This window comes from Variovorax rhizosphaerae (assembly GCF_037889975.1).
Lineage (GTDB): Bacteria > Pseudomonadota > Gammaproteobacteria > Burkholderiales > Burkholderiaceae_C > Variovorax > Variovorax rhizosphaerae.
Window position 1 is genome coordinate 487,644 of sequence record NZ_JBBKZT010000001.1, and the last position, 19,411, is coordinate 507,054.

The following is a 19,411-nucleotide window of genomic DNA, read 5'->3' on the forward strand; positions in this document are numbered from 1 at the left end:
CTGCGGCCGCCAGGGCGGACGCCGGATGCGGGTGCTCTCCAAGGGCAATGGAAAGCTGGAACTGACCCGGAGCGGCTCAGTGCTGCGTCGCCGCCAGCAGCAATGCCAGGCCCGAACCCGCCAGCAGGGCGTCAAGCATGTACTGGAAGGCGCGCGCGCTGAGCCGCAACACCATCGCCTTGCCCGCGAAGGTGCCAGCCATCAATGACGCGCCGACGACCAACCCTTGCACCAGCACCTCCGCCGGCATCGCGCCCAGCCCCCTGAAGGTCAGCACCTTGCTGACGTACAGCACCAGTGAACTGGCCGCCTCCGTCGACAGGAAAGCCCCCTTCAGCAGGCCATAGGCCGCGAACACCGGCACGCTCAACGGCCCGGTCGACAGCACCACGCCGGTGAGAAATCCGATGACCGCGCCAGCCAACGCCATCTGCCACAGTCGCACCCGGAAGGCGCGCCGCTGCACCCAATGCCGAAACGGCACCATCGAAATGAAGAAGATGCCCAACAGCACGTCGATGAGCGTGGCCGGCAATTGCAGCAGGGTGCGGGCGCCCAACGCCGCCGCCGGGCCGCCGGTCGCCGAATAGGCCGCGAAGGCGCGCCAGTCGACTTCGCGCCACCAGGCCAGCACGCGCGCGAGGTTGGCCACGACCGCGGCGACGGCCATGATCGGCACCGCCTGCTTGGGCCCGAATGCGTAGACCAACACCGGCAGCAACATGATCGACGAACCCGTGCCGATGACGCCGCTCACGGCGCCGGCCACCAGTCCGACCAGCAGCACGAACGCGTAGGCAGCCACGCCGCGTCAGTCGCCGGCGGTCACTGGGGTGTCGCTGGCTGGCTCATCAGGCCAGACGTGCTCCGTTTCACGGGCTCGTTCGGCGTACTTGTTGAAGCGCCAGGCTGTGTCTTCCATGGTGATCCGGCGCCAGGTGCCGCGCTTCTCGGCGGGGGTCATCGCGGGCCAGTGCTGCACTTCGGCAAAGCTGCGGCCGCAGCCCTTGCACTGGTCGTCGCCCTGGCTGGTGGAGCAAATGGCGATGCAAGGCGTGTCGGGCGTGGTGCGATACCACTCGAGCCACGCGGCCCAAGCCTTGCGCGGGAAACCGACCTCGCTGACCTCGTCTTCATGGTGGTAGACCATCAGTGCGTAGACCTCGGCCAGCGCGCGCAGTTCGGGCGCGAGCGTGATGCCGTCGGGCGACGGGCTCCTGTCGCGCCAGTAGTTGATGGCGGCCTCGATGTCGGTGATGTGAATGGCGGCCATGGACGGGGAAGACAGCGGACGGGCATCATAGACTGTGCAAGTCCCGAAGATGCGAAAGGTCTTTGCGCTATTAAATTAATAGCATTAAACGCTTATCACATGCATCTTCCAGGTCATTTTTCCATATGAAATGCGGATTCTGCGGTTGCGGCGCCGCCGGCCGCGATGCTTTAATCGGCGTTCCGAAGGGGAGTAGCTCCCGTCCATCGCACCTTGCGAGGGATATCGTCAGGCCGTCAATACGAAGCAAATAACACTTCCGGTCTGTCGGGCAGCGTGCCTGTGGCGCGGTGTTGAGCAAGACCTTCGATTTGAACCCGCTAAAGGTTTGGTCGAAGCGCTTTGAGATCTCCGGAAACATCCGGCCCGATCCTCCAGCCGTCTCTTCCGCACCTGCGGGATGAATCGAAACGCACTGGAGTGACTTGTTCATGGAGCTTTTTTCCGCCCCCTGGTTCTCGGCCTTGCTGGCCATCATCTTGATCGACCTCGTCCTCGCTGGCGACAATGCGATCGTCATCGCATTGGCCGCGCGCAGCCTGCCCAAGGAACATCAACGCAAGGCCATCGTCTGGGGCACTGTTGGCGCGATCGTGGTGCGTTCGATCATGACGGTCGGCGTGGTCTGGCTGCTGAAGATCCCGGGCTTGATGCTGGTGGGCGGGTTGGGCCTGCTCTACATCGCCTACAAATTGCTGGCCGACACGCATGACGGCGACGATGAGCACGCCAGCGCCGGTGTGACCACCTTCTGGGGTGCGATGAAGACCATCGTGATTGCCGACGCGCTGATGGGTATCGACAACGTGCTCGGCGTCGCAGGTGCGGCGCATGGCGACTTCACGCTCGTGGTCCTGGGCCTGCTGATCAGCGTGCCGATCGTGGTGTTCGGCAGCACGCTGGTGCTCAAGCTGGTGCAACGCTTCCCCATCATCATCCAGATTGGCGCTGCGGTGCTCGCCTTCACGGCCGGCAAGATGATCGTGAACGAGAAGATGCTGGCCACCTGGTTCGGCGGTTCCGCCACCAGCAACCAGATCGCCTACTGGGGCGTGTGTGCACTGTGCATCGTGGGCGTGCTGACCGCCGGCTGGTTGAAGACGCGTCGCGACCGGGCATCGGAAGAAGGCCGCGCAGGCAACGACAAGGTCACGGCGTAAGTCGGGTTCGGGCGGCCGCGTCCCGCTGCCGCTCTCCCATTCACCACAGGAGCACATCATGGAAAAGATCATCGTGTACGTGGACGACGCCGCCTTTGCGCGTGAACACGTGGCCCGGTTGGTGGCTCCGGCAACGGATGCGGGCGGAGGCGCACGCCACTGGATCCTGGTGGCTTGCGCGCCGCGCATGACGCATCGGATCAGCAAATGGGTGAGTCACAGCGCACGCGAGAACTGGCGCGCCAAGTGGTTCGCCAAGACGGTGGCCGAGGTCACGCCGGCGCTGTGCCGCCCCGGCGACCAGATCACCCCTTCGCTTGCCGCGGGCCGGCTGACCGAACTGACGCAGCAGTTGCGGCTGTCGCACGGCGCGGCGAAGGTGATCGACGCACGTCGGCCCAAGCTGGGCGTGGACATGGAACCGGTGGCGCCAGATGTACCGCCAACGGGCCAGTCTGGCTGGGCATTGCCCGGCGCTGTGGTGGGCATGGGCGCGTTGCTGGTGCTGGCCAACGAACTCGGCGAGTAGGCGCGGTCGATACGCCGGGCGACCGGCCGCCCAGGGCGCCCCCGCCTCGCGGCGCTTCCCCACGCCACGTGTATCCTCTGATCGATGCGACTGATAATCAAATGGCTGCTGAGCGCCGTTGCGCTGCTGACCGTTGCCTATCTCTATCACCAGGTGCAGGTCAGCAGCTTCGGCTCGGCCCTGATCGCCGCCGCGGTGATCGGCTTTCTCAATACGATCGTACGGCCGGTGCTGGTGCTGCTGACCTTGCCCGTCACCATCGTCACGCTCGGGCTGTTTCTGTTCGTGGTCAACGCCTTGATGTTCTGGGCAGCCTCAGGCTTGCTCGATGGCTTCCACGTGAACAGCTTCGGCGCGGCGCTCATTGGCTCGGTGCTTTACTCGTTGCTGGGCGTCGTCATCGAGGCCGCGCTCGGGAAATGACCCGCCCCCAGTAGCCGCCTGCGGCCACCCCCTCAAAGGTGCGCAACCGAAGGCTCGGCAAGGCCGGCTCGCGGGTGCCTGCAAAGAGGCTTCGAGTGGCGCGCCACCTCAATTCACGGACAGGTTTTCCTTGCGCGCGATCTGGCCGAGCGTCTCGTAGATCAGACGGTCGGGCGCCACTTTCCAGCCCAGGCGCTCACGGATGTTGACCACGGCGCGCATGGCCAGCAACGAATGGCCGCCGAGGTCGAAGAAGTTGTCGACGGGCGAAATGTCGTCCGCACCCAGCAGCTTGGACCAGATCTGCGCGATGACGATTTCCTCAGTCGTGCTCGGGCGCGCCACGCGTTGCTGCGGCTCGCGCAGGAAGTCCCCGATCGGACGCGGCAGTGCCTGGCGATCGATCTTGCCGTTCGGCAGCAGGGGCAACGTCTCCAGCCGCACGATGTGCTGCGGCAGCATGTAGCCGGGCAGGCGCGTGCGCAGATGCTCCCGCAGCACCGCTGGATCGAGCAGCTGCGTACGCGCGACGCAATAGGCCACGAGCCGGACATCGTCCGCGCCTTCGGTGTGCGTGACGACCACGTTGTCGGCCACCGAAGGATGCTTGGACAGCGCGACTTCGATCTCGCCCAGTTCGATCCGATAGCCGCGCACCTTGACCTGATGATCGAGTCGCCCCAGGTGCTCGAGCATCCCGTCATGCCGCCAGCGCGCCAGGTCGCCGGTGCGGTAGAGGCGCGCGCCGGGCTCGTCGCTCCAAGGATCCGGCACGAAACGGCTCGCCGTCAGTTCGTCGCGCCGGTGGTAGCCGAGCGCCACGCCCAGGCCGCCGATGCAGGCCTCGCCCGGTACGCCTGGCGGGCACGGGTGGCCCTGGGGGTCCAGCACCCAGACCGAGGTGTTGGCAATCGGCCGGCCGATGGCGATGCCCTGGCTCGGTGTCTGTACCTGCCAGCAGGTCGACCACACGGTCGTTTCGGTCGGGCCGTACATGTTCCACAGCGAAGTGCAACGCTCCATGAGTTGTTCGGCCAGCGCGGGCTGGAGCGCCTCGCCGCCGATCAGCGCGCGAAAGCCGGGCCCACCTGCCCAACCCGTGTCGAGCAGGGCGCGCCAGGCCGATGGTGTGGCTTGCATGACGGTGGCTTCGTGGCGCTCCAGCAACTGGCGAAGTTGCGTCGGGTCCCCGACCTGTTCGCGGCCGGCCACGATGACCTGGGCGCCGACGGCCAGCGGCAGCAACAGCTCCAGCACAGCGATGTCGAACGAAAGGGTGGTCACCGCGAGCAGGCGATCACTCGGCAACAGCCCCGGCGACCGCGCCATCGACGCGAGAAAGTTGACCACCGCCCGGTGCGGCAATGCGACGCCCTTGGGCTGGCCGGTGGAGCCGGAGGTGTAGATGATGTAGGCGGCGTCGAGCGGGCGCGCATCACGCTCGGGGTCGGCGGCCAGCGCGGTTGTCGATGCGGCTGCGGTCAGCGCGCGCTCACGCGGGTCGATCAGCGGCACATCAACGTCGCGGAAGGGGGCGGACAGGTCTGGCGGAACCAGGATGACCGACAGTTCCGCATCGTCGGCCATGTAGGCCAGGCGGCTGACCGGGAATGCCGGATCCAGCGGAACGTAGGCCGCGCCGGACTTCAGCACCCCGAGCATCGCCACCAACATGCCCGCGTCGCGCGGCAGGCACAAGCCGACGCGATGGCCGCGGGCGATGCCGCGAGCGCGCAGCACGCGCGCCAGTGCATTGGAGCCTGCCTCCAGCTCCGCATAGCCCAAGCGCAGGCCTGACGCGTCCACAACTGCGACCGTGTCGCGCAGTGCCGAATTGGCCGTGCGCAGGTGGCGATGCACCAGTTGCTCCGCCGGCGGGGCGAGTTGCGTGGCGTTCCAGTTGTTGCGCAGCAGCGCCAGTTGGGCAGGGGCCACGATCGAATAGGTCGACAGCGGTCGCTCGGGGTCCAGCAACACCTGCCCGACCAGCGCGACGTAGTTCTCCAGCATGCGCTCGGCGGTCACGGCGGCATACAGATCGGTCGAGTATTCGAGGTGGATGCGGTGCGCGAATTCGGTGTCGATGTGCAGGGAGAAGTCGAACTGCGAGGCGGTGCGTTCCAGTTCGAATTCCTCGTAGGCGAAGGGCACCGGCTCAAGCTGTCCGAGGGGCGCATTGAGCACGTTGAACAGGACGCGCACGAGGCCGTCGGGCTGCGCGACGCCCCCCTGCCCCAGCGCCTCCACCAGTTCGTCGAAGGGCGCGTCTTGGTGCGCATAGGCGCCCAATGCGGTCTCTCGAACGCGCAGCACCAGCCGAGAGAACTCCGGGTCGCCCGACAGGTCGGTCCGCATGACCAGCGTGTTGACCAGCGTGCCGACCAGTTGCTCGGTGGCGAGGTGGTGGCGGTTGGCGATGGGCGTGCCGACGGCGATGTCGGTGCTGCCGGCCTGGCGCGAGAGCATGAGCTTGAAGGCAGCGAGCAGGACCATGTAAGGCGTCACTGCATGGCGCGTGCAAAAGCTCCGGAGATCCTCGCTCAACCGCGTTGGCAGGACCGCCGTGACTTTGGCGCCATGAAAGCCCGAGAACGCCGGCCGCGAGAAGTCGGTCGGCAACTGCATGGCCTGGAGGCCGCGCAGGCGCTCGATCCAGTACCCCATCTGGTGCTTGCGGTGCCGCACCGATTGGGGTGCGCGTTGCCAGGCGGCGTAGTCGGCGTATTCCACGGGCAATGCCACGAGGCGCGGCTCGCGGCCGCCGAGCCAGGCGGAATAGAGCGCCAGCACTTCGCGCATCAAGATCGCCATCGACCAGTTGTCGGTGATGGCATGGTGCATGAGCCACAGGAAGACATGGTCATCGTCTTCCAGACCCAAGAGCGTGGCGCGGTGCAGCGGCGGCTGCGCGAGGTCGAAGGGCGTGGCCACTCGCTCGCGCAGCAGGGCGCGCGCCTGTGCCATGCGCTGAGCAGGATGCGACGCCTGGAGCGGGATGTATTCGATGTCGCGCTTGAGGCTGGGGGTGATGAACTGGACGGGCTCCGGGCCTTGCATCTCGAAATGCGTGCGCAAACCCTCGTGACGCTCGATCAGGTGATCGATCACGCGCTGCAACAGCTCGCGGTCGAGCGGACCCCGCAGCCTGAGCGAGACCGGCACGTTGTAGGCCACGGAAGCAGGATTGAACTGCTGGATGATCCACATCCGTCGTTGCGACAGCGAAGCAGGCAGCGGCTGGCCGCGCCGGATCCGCGCGATCGGCGCTTCCGCCGCCCGTGGCGGATCGTCGCGCAGGGCCTCGGCCACCCGGCCGGCCAGCATGGCGACGGTGGGCTGCTCGAACAGCGCCTGCAATGGAAGCACCACGCCCAGGCGATCCTGCAGGCGCGATGCAACCTGTGACATGGTCAGCGAGGTGCCCCCCAATTCGGCGAAGTGCTCGTGCACGCCGAACGCGCGGGTGCCGAGCACCTCTTGCCAGATGTCCCACACAGCCTGCTCGGCCGCGTCGCGCGGTGGCACATGCCGTGCGTCTGGCGCTTGCGTATCACGCGCCAGGATGTCGAGTTCGCCGGCGAGCCATGCGCTGCGGCACGCCCTGCGCTGGATCTTGCCGCTGGAAGTGCGCGGCAAGGCGCCAGCCCGCACCACGGCCACGGTATCGACTGGCACTTCGTGGGCCAGTGCCACGACGCGGCGCACCGAGCGCGCGATGGCGGCGGCGTCGGTCGGCTCCGTGCGGCGCTCCATCTCGAGCAACAGCACCACGACCTCGCCCTGCCCGTTGTCCACACTGAAGGCGGCGCCGAAGCCGGCCCGCAGGGCGGGCTGCGCTTCTTCCGCGGTTTGCTCGAGATCCTGTGGATAGTGGTTCTCGCCGTGGATGATGATGAGATCCTTGAGGCGGCCGGTGACGAAGAGTTCGCCGCCGTCGACAAAGCCGAGGTCGCCGGTGCGCAACCAAGGCCCCGAGCCATCCGGCAACACGGCCCCGAATGTGGCCCGCGACGACGCCTCCTGCCGCCAGTACCTTGCGCCGACGCTGGGCGATCGCACCCAGATCTCGCCGACCGCGTCGCTGGGACAGCGCGCGCCGGTGTCGGTGTCGACGATTGCCACTTCGGTGTCCTGCAGCGGCGCCCCGCAACTGACGAGTGACAGGCAGGAAGAATCGTCGATGGCCTGGTGCCGGACGCGGTGCGATCGCAAGGCCGCCGCGTCGACGCCGAGCACCCGCGGCGATTGCTTGGGGGTGCTGATCGTCACCCCGAGCACCGCCTCCGCGAGGCCGAAGGCCGCGGAAAACGCCTCGGGGCGCAATCCGGCGGGCGCGCAGGCGTGCAGGAAGTCTTGCATGGTGGCCACGCGAACTGGCTCGGCGCCGCAACTGAACGACACCACCCCGGAAAGATCGCGGGCATAGGGCTGGCCCGCCAACTGGCGCAGGCAGGCGGCGTAGGCGGAATCCGGTGCGCCGCTGTGCGTGATGCCGAACTCGGCGATGGCGTCGAGCCAACGCAGCGGACGGCGCAGGAAGGTCAATGGGGACATCAGCCAACTGCTGGCCCCGACCATCATGGGTGCGAGCAGGCCGAACATCAGGCCGAAGTCGTGGAACTGCGGCAGCCCGGTGAGCAGCCGACTGTGTCGCTGCACGGCGACCGCCGTGGTCAGCGCGCGTGCATTGGCCAGCGCGTTGGCATGGCTGAGGCACACGCCGCGAGGCGCCGAGGTCGAACCCGAGGTGTATTGGAGGTAGGCCAGCGTATCGGGGCCCACGATTGCATCGACAAGCACGCCTGGCTCGAGGGCCTGCAGCTCGGCAGGCGTGAGCCAGCGCACGCCTGTGGTGCCGTGCGCACCCACGAGATCTGTTGCAGCCTGGCGCATGGATTCGGCGATCAGGACCAGGCTCGCGCCGGCGTCTTCAATGATGCCGCGCAGCCGTGGCGCGGCGCGGCGCCACCGGATCGGATCTGGCGCAGGCACCGGGACAGCCACGCGTCCCGCCAGCATGCAGGCCCAGAAAGCACAGGCGAAATCCAGTCCGGTGGGCAATGCGAGCAAGACGCGGTCGCCGGGACGCGTGACCTTGGTCAGGCGCCGCGCCAAGCCACGGCACCGTTCGCCCAGTTCGGCGAAGCTCACGGTGTCGGACAGGATCATGTCGTCGCGCACCACGGCATACGCCTCGCGGGCACCGCCTTCGGTGCATCGCGATTCGAAAAGTGCCGCGAGGGTGCGGCACGTGACCGCGCGTTGCGCGGTCCTCCCTGAATAGGTCGCTTGGTTCAAAACACGGGAAACTCGATCCGGCCGCCCCGTGACAGCAGGGCGAGCAGGAACGGCGTAGCAAAAAGTTCCAGCGGCTATGTTAGCGCCGCAGCCCGCCTGCCCGTACCCGATGTTTCCCCTGAATCGTGACGCAGGTCACCGCTGCGCCTTCTTCTCCTCGGCCATTTGCTCCCGCAACAATTGGTCGACCTCCCGGGCCCGCGTATCGATGATGGAGGCCTCATAGTGATCCACCGGGCCGGTGCCGGGTTGACGTACGAGGTCCTGGGCGGCCTTGAAACGGTCGCGCGCGGCGACGTAGTCAAGAATGGCGACGTTGGCTTCCGCGTCGGCCCGGATTGCGCGCAGCGGCTCGTCCTGGGCGTTGTAGAGCGTGCCGAGGGCGCGCCACGCGGTGGCATCGCGTGGATGCGTGGCGACCCAGTCGCGCAGTGGCGGGATCATGGGTGCCGGGTTGCGGGTGGCGACGGCGGCTTGCGCGGACAACATCATTTCGGGACGGTCCCGGGCCTTGGCATCGAGGAACGGGGCGGCGCGTCCGGGCTGGCCGGCGGAGAGTTCGATCTCGGCGGACAGCAGCCGGGCCAGGCGGGACGCCGGCGCGTTGCCGACCGTGCGCTCGCGCAACCGCGCAGCCATGTCGCGCGCGGTGCCGAAGTCCTTCAGCGAATTGGCAGCCAGCGCCGCCGCGTAGAGCATGCCGGCCTGCTGCGCGGGCGGGCTCTTGGCAAATTCACCGGTGTTGATGGACTGAATCCAGACCCGCAGGATGTCGACCCCCGGACGCGAGATCACACGCGCGCGCGACGAGATCATGGCTTGGTCCATCACCAGTGGCATCTCGGCTTCGGCGCCGGGCCTGAACTGGGCGCGGCCCTGCATGTCGGCGATCCGCTCGGTGGTCAGCGGGTGGCTGCGCAGGTAGGGATAGGAAGCGTTGTCGTTGAGGCGGGAGGCGTATTGCAGCTTCTCGAACATCGCGGCGGCGCCCTGGGGTGCGTAGCCGGCCTGCGTCATCACGCTGAAGCCGATGCGGTCAGCCTCGCGCTCCATGTCGCGAGAGAAGTTGAGCTGGCTCTGCATCGCAGCCGCCTGGCCGCCCATCGCCACGGCCTGGCCGACATCGGCGCCGCTGCGGCTGTTGCTCTTGGCCGCGGCCAGCATGCCGAGCACCATGGCCGCGATCAGCAGCGGCATGTTGCGCGCGTCGCGGCTGATCATGCGCGAGATGTGGCGCTGCGTGATGTGCGACAGCTCGTGGCCGAGCACGGTGGCCATCTCGTCGCGGCTGCCGACGACGGCGATCAGGCCGGTGTTGACGCCCATGTAGCCGCCGGGCAGGGCAAAGGCGTTGATGTCGCGGTCGCGGCCCAGCAGGATCGTCCAGGCGAAGCGTTCGTCGAGGTCAGGCGAGAGTTCACCGCGCACGCGGGCGGCGGCCAACAGCTTCTGCCAGATGTCCTGGAGGTACTCGACCAGCACCGGATCGTCGAGGTAGTCGTTGTCGCGATAGATCTGGCGCGAGATGCTGTCGCCCAGTTGGCGCTCGGCGCTGGGGGTCATTTCGCCGTCGCCCATGCCGGGCAAGCCCTGCGCCTGGGCCGCCGCCACCGGCGGCATGACGGTCTGGCACGCGATCAATAAGGAGGCGCAGAACGCCCGCAGGACGGGCACGACACCCCGTTTTGAGCTGGAAATGGAAGTCAACCTCAGCATTCCTGGTTGTTGAGTCGGCCTCGTATGATGCGCGACCGCACCGAATGTTCACTCATGAGTTCCCTTACACACTTTGACAGCGAGGGTCAGGCCCACATGGTCGACGTGGCCGGCAAGGCCGCGACCCACCGTATTGCCGTCGCCACCGGGCGCATCGAAATGCTGACGAGCACGCTGGCGCTGATCGAATCGGGGAGCGCGAAGAAGGGGGATGTGCTGGGCGTGGCGCGGATTGCGGGCATCCAGGCAGCCAAGAAGACCAGCGATTTGATCCCGCTGTGCCATCCCTTGGCGTTGACTCGCGTGGCAGTGGGGTTCACCAGCCATTCGGCCGAGGGTGGACTGCCGCCGCACGTGGTCTGCAGCGCGACGGTGGAGACGGTCGGGCCGACGGGCGTGGAGATGGAGGCGTTGACCGCCGTGCAGGTGGCGTTACTGACGATCTACGACATGTGCAAGGCGGTGGACCGTGGCATGACGATCAGCGGCGTGCGGGTGCTGGAGAAACACGGGGGCAAGTCGGGCAGTTTCACTGCAGTCTTCGGCCAGGCGCTGCGCGACGGCGGCGGGGGCTAAGGCGACTACCTGGAGCAACTCACCGGCCTGCTGTTCCTGAAGAAGGCGCACGGATACTTCCGCTACTCCGCCGCTCGGCGACGCCGACACGATGATCGCCACCGACATTCGCGGCCGCGGCACCGGGGAATGAATGCCCAGGAAGCCCCACCGCTCAAGCTGGGCAAGGAAGGCGGCGCTGCTCGGCCGGCCGGCCAGCAAGAACCGGGCGTTGCTGGCCAACCATGCGGACAAATCCCTGGTGCGCAACGCCCGCGCCGCCTGCTTCGGCCGCATGCTTGGTCTTGACCTGATGCCTGCGCAGCCAACGCCGTGGTCACGGGCTCCCATGAGGATGAAGTGGCTTGCCAGGTCAACTGGCTCAGCGGTCGGGCCGGATAGATGGACCTCCACCAGTTCGACTACGCGCCGTCAACCTGTCAGCGTCGCGGCGACGCCAGGTGCGCAAGCGGCAAGGCGCTGCTGGCCTTGACTTCACCCAGCGAAAAGCTGGTGTGCAGGTCCTTCACGTTTGGCAGGTTCATCAGGTGCTCGCGAGCGAACGCCGAGAAGGTGTCGAGGTCCTGCGCCACCACCTGCAACTCGAAGGTGCCGGTGCCGCTGATGTAGTGGCAGGCCACCACTTCCGGCATCTTCCGGATCGCGTCCTCCAGCTTGCGCGTGGCATCGCCCTGCACCCGTTCCGTATCGACACGCACGAAAGCGAAAACGCCCAGCCCGATCTTGTGGCGGTCGATCTCGGCGTGATAGCCCTTGATGAATCCGGCCTCCTCCAGCGCCCGCACCCGGCGCCAGCATGGCGCGGCGGACAGCCCCACGCGTTGTGCCAGTTCGGCGTTGGTGAGGCGCCCATCGGCCTGCAGTTCTTGCAGGATGGCGAGGTCGAACTTGTCAATGCTTTCCATACGCACGCATTTTAAGAAAGATCCTTTCTGGAACGCGGGTTTGCGAGGCAGAGAACGCAAGCACCTGTCGGAAGCTCGGGCATACACTTTGCGTCACTATTGGGGAGCGCCCTACAAGGGTTCAAAACACCTTTTCAGCCACGCCCACGAGGCAAAGCCACCGGAGACCGACACATGAACGCCCCGCTTCCCGAGCACATTCGCAAGGCACTCGAAACCGTCACGCTCGACGACAAGTATTCGCTCGACTATGGGCGCGCCTTCATGAGCGGCGTCCAGGCCCTCGTCAAGCTGCCCATGCTGCAACGCCTGCGTGACCAGCACAACGGCAAGAACACGGCCGGCTTCATCAGCGGCTACCGCGGCTCACCGCTCGGCGGCTATGACCAGGCCCTGTGGAAGGCCAGCAAGTACCTGAAGGCGCAGAACATCGTGTTCCAGCCGGGCGTCAATGAAGAGTTGGCCGCCACCGCGCTATGGGGCACGCAGCAACTGGGCTTCTCGCCCCAGGGCACCAACAAGTTCGACGGCGTCTTCGGCATCTGGTACGGCAAGGGCCCGGGCGTGGACCGCTGCTCCGATGTCTTCAAGCACGCCAACATGGCCGGCACGACAGAGTTCGGCGGCGTCATCGCGGTGGCCGGTGACGACCACATCTCCAAGAGCTCGACCGCCGCGCACCAGAGCGACCACATCTTCAAGGCCTGCGGCACGCCGGTGTTCTTCCCGACCAACGTGCAGGAAATCCTGGACCTCGGCATCCATGCCTTCGCGATGAGCCGCTTCTCTGGTGTGTGGTCCGGCATGAAGACGATCCAGGAGATCGTCGAGTCCAGCGCCACCGCCATGATCGACCCCGAGCGCGTCGAGATCATCACGCCCACCGACTTCCAGATGCCGCCCGGTGGCCTGCACATCCGTTGGCCCGACCATGCGCTGGAACAGGAAGCCCGCTTGATGCACTACAAGTGGTACGCCGCGCTGGCCTACATCCGCGCCAACCGGCTCAACCACAACGTCATCGAAGGCCCGAACGATCGCTTCGGCATCATGGCCAGCGGCAAGGCCTTCAACGACACGCGCCAGGCGCTGATCGACCTCGGCCTCGACGACGACGCCTGCCGCCAGCTCGGCATCCGCCTGCACAAGGTGGCCGTGGTGTGGCCGCTGGAAGCGCAACTCACGCGTGACTTCGCCACCGGCCTGCAGGAAATCCTGGTGGTCGAGGAGAAGCGCCAGGTCATCGAATACCAGCTCAAGGAAGAGCTCTACAACTGGCGCTCGGACGTGCGGCCCAACGTGGTCGGCAAGTACGACGAAGGCGAAGTGCATGCGGCCGAGGGTTACTCGGGCGGCGAATGGTCGATGCCCAACCCGACCTCGCACACGCTGCTGCGCGCCAATGCCGACCTGAACCCGGCACTGATCGCCAAGGCCATCGCGCAACGCCTGAAGAAGACCGGCTTGCTCGAACAGGCCGGCAGCGACATGGTCGCGCGCATCGACGCGCAACTGGCGATCCTCGAAGCCAAGGAGCGCTCGATGGAAGTGCTGCAGGTCGGTGGCGTGAAAGATGGTCGCCAGCCCTGGTTCTGCTCGGGCTGCCCGCACAACACCAGCACCGTCGTGCCCGAAGGCTCGCGCGCCATGGGCGGCATCGGCTGCCACTTTATGGCCACCTGGATGGACCGCTCCACCATCGGCTTCACGCAGATGGGCGGCGAGGGCGTGCCATGGGTCGGCCAGCAGCCTTTCACGACAGACCAGCACATCTTCGCCAACCTCGGCGACGGCACCTACTTCCACAGCGGCCTGCTCGCGATCCGCCAAAGCATCGCGGCCGGCGTGAACATCACCTACAAGATCCTCTACAACGACGCGGTCGCGATGACCGGCGGCCAGCAGGTCGGCGAGCGGCCCGAGGGTCATTCGGTGCTGCAGATCGCCGAGAGCATGCATGCCGAAGGCGCGAAGAAGGTCGTCATCGTCACCGACGAACCAGAGAAGTACCAGGGCGTCAGCGTACCGGGCGACCATGTCGAAGTGAAGCACCGCGACCTGCTCGACGACATCCAGCGCGAGTTCCGCGAGATCAAGGGCACCACCGCCATCATCTACGACCAGACCTGCGCCACCGAGAAGCGCCGCCGCCGCAAGCGGGGCACGGCCGTCGATCCGGCCAAGCGCGTGGTCATCAACGAACTGGTCTGCGAAGGCTGCGGCGACTGCGGCGTGCAGAGCAATTGCCTGAGCGTGGAGCCGCTGGAAACCGAATTCGGCCGCAAGCGCACCATCAACCAGAGCAGCTGCAACAAGGACATGAGCTGCCTCAAGGGCTTCTGCCCGAGCTTCGTCACGGTCGAAGGCGGCCAGCTCAAGAAGAAGTCGAAGGGCAAGGCCAACTCGCCCTTCGAGATGGGCGAGATGGCCGAACCCGTCTTGCCGCTGCTCAATGAAGGCCAGGTGTGGGGCGTGGTGGTGGCCGGCGTCGGCGGCACTGGCGTCATCACCATCGGCCAGCTGCTCGGCATGGCCTCTCACATCGAGGGCAAGGGCATCGTCACGCAGGACGCGGCCGGCCTCGCGCAGAAGGGCGGCGCCACCTGGAGCCATGTGCTGATCGGCGAATCGCAGGACGCGATCCGCACGACGCGCGTGGGCACGGCCGCGGCCGACCTGATCCTTGCAGCCGACCCGCTGGTGGCCGTCAACGGCGAGACGCTGGCCCGCATGCGAGAAGGCCGCACGCACGTCGCGCTCAACAGCCATGGCGCGCCGACCGCGGCCTTCGTGCGCAATGCCAACTGGACCAACCCGCAGGACGAGTGCGCCAATGAAATCGCGCGCGCCGTCGGCGCCGATGGCCTGGCCAGCTTCGATGCCGATGCCACCGCCGTCGCGCTGATGGGCGACAGCCTCTACGCCAACCCGATGCTGCTCGGCTTTGCCTGGCAGAAGGGTTGGGTGCCGCTGGAGCATGAATCGCTGATGCGCGCGATCGAGCTGAACGCGGTGGCCGTCGAGAACAACAAGACCGCCTTCGAATGGGGCCGCCGTGCCGCGCACAGCCCTGCCGCCGTGCAGAAGCTCGTGACGCCCGGTCAGGTGATCGAGTTCAAGAAGCGCGAAACGGTCGAGAGCCTGGTCAAGCGCCGTGTGGAGTTCCTGACGGCGTACCAGAACGCCGCCTATGCCGAGCAGTACAAGGCCTTCGTCGGCCGCGTGCAACAGGTCGAGACGGCGCGGGTCGGCAAGAACACGCTGACCGAGGCCGTGGCACGTTACCTGTTCAAGCTGATGGCCTACAAGGACGAGTACGAGGTCGCGCGCCTGCACACCGACCAAAGCTTCCTGGACCGCGTCAACGGCATGTTCGAAGGCGACTTCAAGCTCAACTACCACCTGGCGCCGCCGCTCACCGCGAAGAAGAATTCGAAGGGCGAGTTGCAGAAGAAGAAGTTCGGCCCCGGGATGCTGACCGGCTTCAAGCTGCTGGCCGCACTCAAGGGCCTGCGCGGCACCGCGCTCGACGTCTTCGGCCGCACCGAGGAGCGCAAGACCGAGCGCGCACTGATCGGCGAATACAAGGCGAGCATCGAGGAAGTGATGTCCGGCCTGACCGCCGCCAACCATGCCACGGCGCTGGAAATCGCCGCGCTGCCGGAGCAGATCCGTGGCTACGGTCATGTGAAGGACCGCAACCTGGCAGCGGCGCGCACGCGCTGGGCGGCGCTCATGACGCAGTGGCGCCAGCCGCAGGCGTCCCGCGCCGCGGCCTGAAAAAAGAAAAGAAGCCTGCCCCCGAATGCGCCTGCGGCGCCGGGGCGGCCGCTCTTGCGGGCCGTCCCAGTCCCCTCAAGCAGGCCTGGAGCCGCGCCTTCAGCCCCTCCAGCAGTGGGCGCACCCGGCGGGCCGGCGGCGAAGCCGGTTCTGCAGGTGTCCACGAACAGTCATTGCCCGCCATCACTTGAGTCGCAGCGCAGCCCCTTCGCGCGCCGCTTTCAAAGCCCCGTTCCCAGCGCCGGATTAGCCGGCAACGGCGATTGCCCCCACGAATACAATCCCCGGTGCTTGCGCGCGGGCATGGTCCTGCGCCGCATGGCCGCACCCCGCGGTCGCCGCGACTTTTTGCGGGCCTCGCCTGCGTTCCTGACAACACCCTCTGCTGGAGACTCCCTTGTTCATTTCCTCTGCCTTTGCCCAGACCGCCGCTGCTCCCGCCCCTGCTGCCGGCGGCGACATGTTGTCTGCGTTCGGCGGCCTGCAATTGCCCATGATGATTGCAATCTTTGCCGTCTTCTACTTCGTCATCATCCGCCCGCAGCAGAAGCGCGCGAAGGAAGCCCGCGCCATGATCGAGGCACTGGCCAAGGGCGATGAAGTCGTCACCGGTGGCGGCGTGCTCGGCAAGATCACGTCGATCGGCGACCAGTACCTCGGCCTTGAAGTCGCCAACGGCGTCGAGATCAAGATCCAGCGCAGCGCCGTGATCCAGGTGCTGCCCAAAGGCGCGATCAAGTAATCGTTCGCCGGCCGGGGGCAGCCCCCGGCAACCCTTGCGCCAAGCCGAACTTCCAACGCTCAACCTCCCGCCATGAATCGATATCCGGTCTGGAAGTACACCGTCATCGTGATCGTGCTCCTGTTGGGGCTGATCTACGCACTGCCCAATTTCTTCGGCGAGGCGCCTGCCGTGCAGGTGTCGCCCGCCAAGTCGACCGCCAAGATCGACGCGACGACCCAGGCCCGCGTCGAGGAGGCGCTCAAGACCGCCGGCCTGAAGGCCGACCTGTTGACGCTCGACGCATCGGCCGTGCGTGTGCGCTTCACGACCACCGATGACCAGTTGAAGGCGCGCGATGCCCTGCAGCATGCGTTCGTGCCGAATGCGGAAGACCCGGCGTACGTGGTCGCGCTGAACCTGGTGTCGCGTTCGCCGAACTGGCTCACGGCACTGCACGCCTACCCGATGTACCTGGGCCTGGACCTGCGCGGCGGCGTGGACTTCCTGCTGCAGGTCGACATGAAGGGCGTGCTCGACAAGCGGGCCGAGACGATTGCCGGCGATGTTCGCTCGGCGCTGCGCGACAAGACTGTGCGCGGCGCGTCGGTCAGCCGCAATGGCCAGACCGTGGAAGTGCGCGCGCGCGACGCGACCGCGCTGGAGGCCGCCAAGCGCCTGTTCCAGGACCAGCAGCCCGATCTCATTACCACCGACAGCCGCGAGGGCGACGACTACCTGTTGACGGCCCGGTTCCGGCCCGAGGCCGCCGTCCGCATCCAGGGCGAGGCGCTCAAGCAGAACGTCACCACCCTGCACAACCGCATCAACGAACTCGGCGTGGCCGAGCCGGTGATCCAGCAGCAGGGCATCGACCGCATCGTGGTGCAACTGCCCGGCGTGCAGGACCCGGGGCGTGCCAAGGACATCCTGGGCCGCACCGCCACGCTCGAGATGCGCATGGTCGACGAGAGCGCCGAGGCGCGCGCCGCCAAGACCGGCGGCCCGGTGCCCTTCGGCTCCGAGAAGTTCCCCGACATCAGCGGCCAACCGGTGATCGTCAAGAAGCAGGTGCTGGTGACCGGCGAGAACCTGACCGATGCCAAGGCTGGCCTGGACCAGCAGCAGAACCAGCCCAACGTGTCGCTCGACCTGGACGCCAAGGGCGGCCGCATCATGCGCGACACCAGCCGCGAGAACATCGGCAAGCTGATGGCCATCCTGCTCTTCGAGAAGGGCAAGGGGCAGGCGATCTCGGTCGCGACGATCCGCGGTGAACTGGGCACGCACTTCAGCATCTCCGGTGCGATGAGTTCGGTCGATGCCAACAACCTGGCGCTGCTGCTGCGCGCCGGCTCGCTGGCCGCGCCCATGGAAATCATCCAGGAACGCACCATCGGCCCGAGTCTTGGCGCCGACAACATTGCCAAGGGCTTCGACAGCGTGATGTACGGCTTTGCCGCGATCATGGTGTTCATGTGCATCTACTACGCGCTGTTCGGCGTGTTCTCGTCGATCGCACTGGCGGTCAACCTGCTGTTGCTGGTGGCCGTACTGTCCATCCTGCAGGCCACGCTCACCTTGCCCGGCATCGCGGCCATGGCGCTGGCCATCGGCGTCGCGATCGACTCCAACGTGCTGATCAACGAGCGCGTGCGCGAGGAGCTGCGCAATGGCGCCGCGCCACAGGCGGCCATCCATGCCGGCTACGACCGTGCCTGGGGCACCATCCTGGACTCCAACGTGACCACGCTCATCGCCGGCGTCGCCTTGCTGGCCTTCGGCTCCGGCCCGGTGCGCGGTTTCGCGGTGGTGCATTGCATCGGCATCGTCACCTCGATGTTCTCGGCCGTGTTCTTCTCGCGCGGCCTGGTGAACTTCTGGTACGGCCGCAAGAAGAAGCTCAAGACCGTCTCCATCGGCACCGTGTGGCGCCCCAAGACCGACGGCACGGCCGTGGCCGAATAAGAACAGGACCCTGCGATGGAGTTTTTCCGAATCCACAAGACCATCCCGTTCATGCGGCACGCGCTGCTGCTGAATGCGGTGTCCTTCATCACGTTCGCGTTGGCGGTGTTCTTCCTGTTCCACCGCGGCTTGCACCTGTCGGTGGAATTCACCGGCGGCACGGTGATGGAAGTGGCCTACAAGCAGTCGGCTGACGTCGGCAAGGTGCGCGAGACCATCGCCAAGCTCGGCTATGCCGACGTGCAGGTGCAGAACTTCGGCACCTCGCGCGACGTGCAGATCCGCTTGCCGGTGCAAAAGGGCATGAGCTCCGCTCAGCAGAGCGAGCAGGTCATGGGTGCGCTGAAGGCGGTCGACCCCGAGGTCGTGCTGCGCGGCAACGAATTCGTCGGCCCGCAGGTCGGTGATGAACTGACCACCAACGGGCTCAAGGCGCTCGGCATGGTGGTGGTCGGCATCATGATCTACCTGGCCTTCCGCTTCGAATGGAAGTTCGCGCTGGCCACCGTGCTAGCGAACTTGCACGACGTGGTCATCATCCTGGGCTTCTTCGCCTTCTTCCAGTGGGAGTTCTCGCTGGCGGTGTTGGCGGCGGTGCTGGCAGTGCTGGGCTATTCGGTGAACGAATCGGTCGTGATCTTCGACCGCGTGCGCGAGAACTTCCGGCGCTACCGCAAGCTGAACACCCACGAGATCATCGACAACGCGATCACCTCGACCATCAGCCGGACCATCATCACCCACGGCTCCACGCAGTTGGTGGTGCTGTCGATGTTCTTCTTCGGCGGCCCCACGCTGCACTACTTCGCGCTGGCGCTGACCATCGGCATCTGCTTCGGCATCTACTCGTCGGCCTTCGTGGCGGCGGCCATCGCGATGTGGCTGGGCGTCAAGCGCGAGGACCTGGTCAAGGGCCCGATCAAGCGCGACGGCGATCCGGACGATCCCAACGCCGGCGCCGTGGTGTGAATCAATGCCGGAAATTACGGGTTGGCGAGCATGCAACGGGCTTGTGTCAAAACGCATCCCAATGCAAGCTAGGTGATTGCTAAAGTTCTAAAG

The 19,411-nt window shown here is 66.4% G+C and carries 14 protein-coding genes; 8 read left to right on the forward strand and 6 right to left on the reverse strand.

Annotation, left to right across the window (positions count from 1 at the left end):
• Positions 1-76 precede the first annotated feature (76 nt).
• The 3 genes from WKW82_RS02165 to WKW82_RS02175 all read right to left on the reverse strand — a co-directional run bounded on the left by WKW82_RS02165 (position 77) and on the right by WKW82_RS02175 (position 1,706).
• A complete protein-coding gene (locus WKW82_RS02165) occupies positions 77-805 on the reverse strand; it encodes a sulfite exporter TauE/SafE family protein (protein ID WP_340340600.1) in 729 nt (242 codons plus the stop codon).
• A gap of 6 nt (positions 806-811) precedes the next feature.
• Positions 812-1,273 (reverse strand): DUF3717 domain-containing protein, encoded by a 462-nt coding sequence (locus WKW82_RS02170; protein ID WP_340340601.1) that lies wholly within the window; start codon positions 1,271-1,273, stop codon positions 812-814.
• 70 nt (positions 1,274-1,343) lie between these two features.
• The gene (locus tag WKW82_RS02175; RefSeq protein WP_340340602.1) at positions 1,344-1,706 is read right to left on the reverse strand and encodes a hypothetical protein; all 363 of its coding nucleotides are present in this window, start codon (positions 1,704-1,706) and stop codon (positions 1,344-1,346) included.
• Here WKW82_RS02175 and WKW82_RS02180 point away from each other — a divergent pair.
• The 3 genes from WKW82_RS02180 to WKW82_RS02190 all read left to right on the forward strand — a co-directional run bounded on the left by WKW82_RS02180 (position 1,705) and on the right by WKW82_RS02190 (position 3,385).
• Complete coding sequence (locus tag WKW82_RS02180) at positions 1,705-2,433, forward strand: TerC family protein (RefSeq protein ID WP_340340603.1); 729 nt, start codon at positions 1,705-1,707, stop codon at positions 2,431-2,433. The genes WKW82_RS02175 and WKW82_RS02180 overlap by 2 nt on opposite strands.
• A gap of 58 nt (positions 2,434-2,491) precedes the next feature.
• Entirely contained in the window at positions 2,492-2,962 is a 471-nt protein-coding gene (locus WKW82_RS02185; protein ID WP_340340604.1) for a hypothetical protein, read from the forward strand.
• Positions 2,963-3,046: 84 nt separating this feature from the next.
• Complete coding sequence (locus tag WKW82_RS02190) at positions 3,047-3,385, forward strand: phage holin family protein (protein WP_340340605.1); 339 nt, start codon at positions 3,047-3,049, stop codon at positions 3,383-3,385.
• Between the two features lie 108 nt (positions 3,386-3,493).
• Here WKW82_RS02190 and WKW82_RS02195 read toward each other — a convergent pair whose 3' ends face one another.
• Entirely contained in the window at positions 3,494-8,569 is a 5,076-nt protein-coding gene (locus WKW82_RS02195; RefSeq protein ID WP_340340606.1) for an amino acid adenylation domain-containing protein, read from the reverse strand.
• A 249-nt stretch (positions 8,570-8,818) separates the two neighbouring features.
• On the reverse strand, positions 8,819-10,399 hold the full coding sequence (locus tag WKW82_RS02200; RefSeq protein WP_340340607.1) for a M48 family metalloprotease: 1,581 nt from the start codon (positions 10,397-10,399) through the stop codon (positions 8,819-8,821).
• A 54-nt stretch (positions 10,400-10,453) separates the two neighbouring features.
• On the opposite strand from WKW82_RS02200, the gene moaC reads away from it, so the two are divergent.
• On the forward strand, positions 10,454-10,975 hold the full coding sequence (moaC, locus tag WKW82_RS02205; RefSeq protein WP_340340608.1) for a cyclic pyranopterin monophosphate synthase MoaC: 522 nt from the start codon (positions 10,454-10,456) through the stop codon (positions 10,973-10,975).
• Positions 10,976-11,394: 419 nt separating this feature from the next.
• On the opposite strand, the gene WKW82_RS02210 is transcribed toward moaC, so the two are convergent.
• Complete coding sequence (locus WKW82_RS02210; protein ID WP_340340609.1) at positions 11,395-11,880, reverse strand: Lrp/AsnC family transcriptional regulator; 486 nt, start codon at positions 11,878-11,880, stop codon at positions 11,395-11,397.
• Between the two features lie 174 nt (positions 11,881-12,054).
• On the opposite strand from WKW82_RS02210, the gene WKW82_RS02215 reads away from it, so the two are divergent.
• From WKW82_RS02215 to secF, 4 genes are all read left to right on the forward strand, one after another.
• Entirely contained in the window at positions 12,055-15,660 is a 3,606-nt protein-coding gene (locus WKW82_RS02215; RefSeq protein WP_340340610.1) for an indolepyruvate ferredoxin oxidoreductase family protein, read from the forward strand.
• A gap of 397 nt (positions 15,661-16,057) precedes the next feature.
• Positions 16,058-16,402, forward strand: a complete 345-nt coding sequence (gene yajC, locus WKW82_RS02220; protein ID WP_340340611.1) for a preprotein translocase subunit YajC — start codon at positions 16,058-16,060, stop codon at positions 16,400-16,402.
• Between the two features lie 72 nt (positions 16,403-16,474).
• The gene (secD, locus tag WKW82_RS02225; RefSeq protein WP_340340612.1) at positions 16,475-18,349 is read left to right on the forward strand and encodes a protein translocase subunit SecD; all 1,875 of its coding nucleotides are present in this window, start codon (positions 16,475-16,477) and stop codon (positions 18,347-18,349) included.
• A 15-nt stretch (positions 18,350-18,364) separates the two neighbouring features.
• On the forward strand, positions 18,365-19,318 hold the full coding sequence (secF, locus tag WKW82_RS02230; RefSeq protein WP_340340613.1) for a protein translocase subunit SecF: 954 nt from the start codon (positions 18,365-18,367) through the stop codon (positions 19,316-19,318).
• The last annotated feature ends 93 nt before the right edge of the window (positions 19,319-19,411 follow it).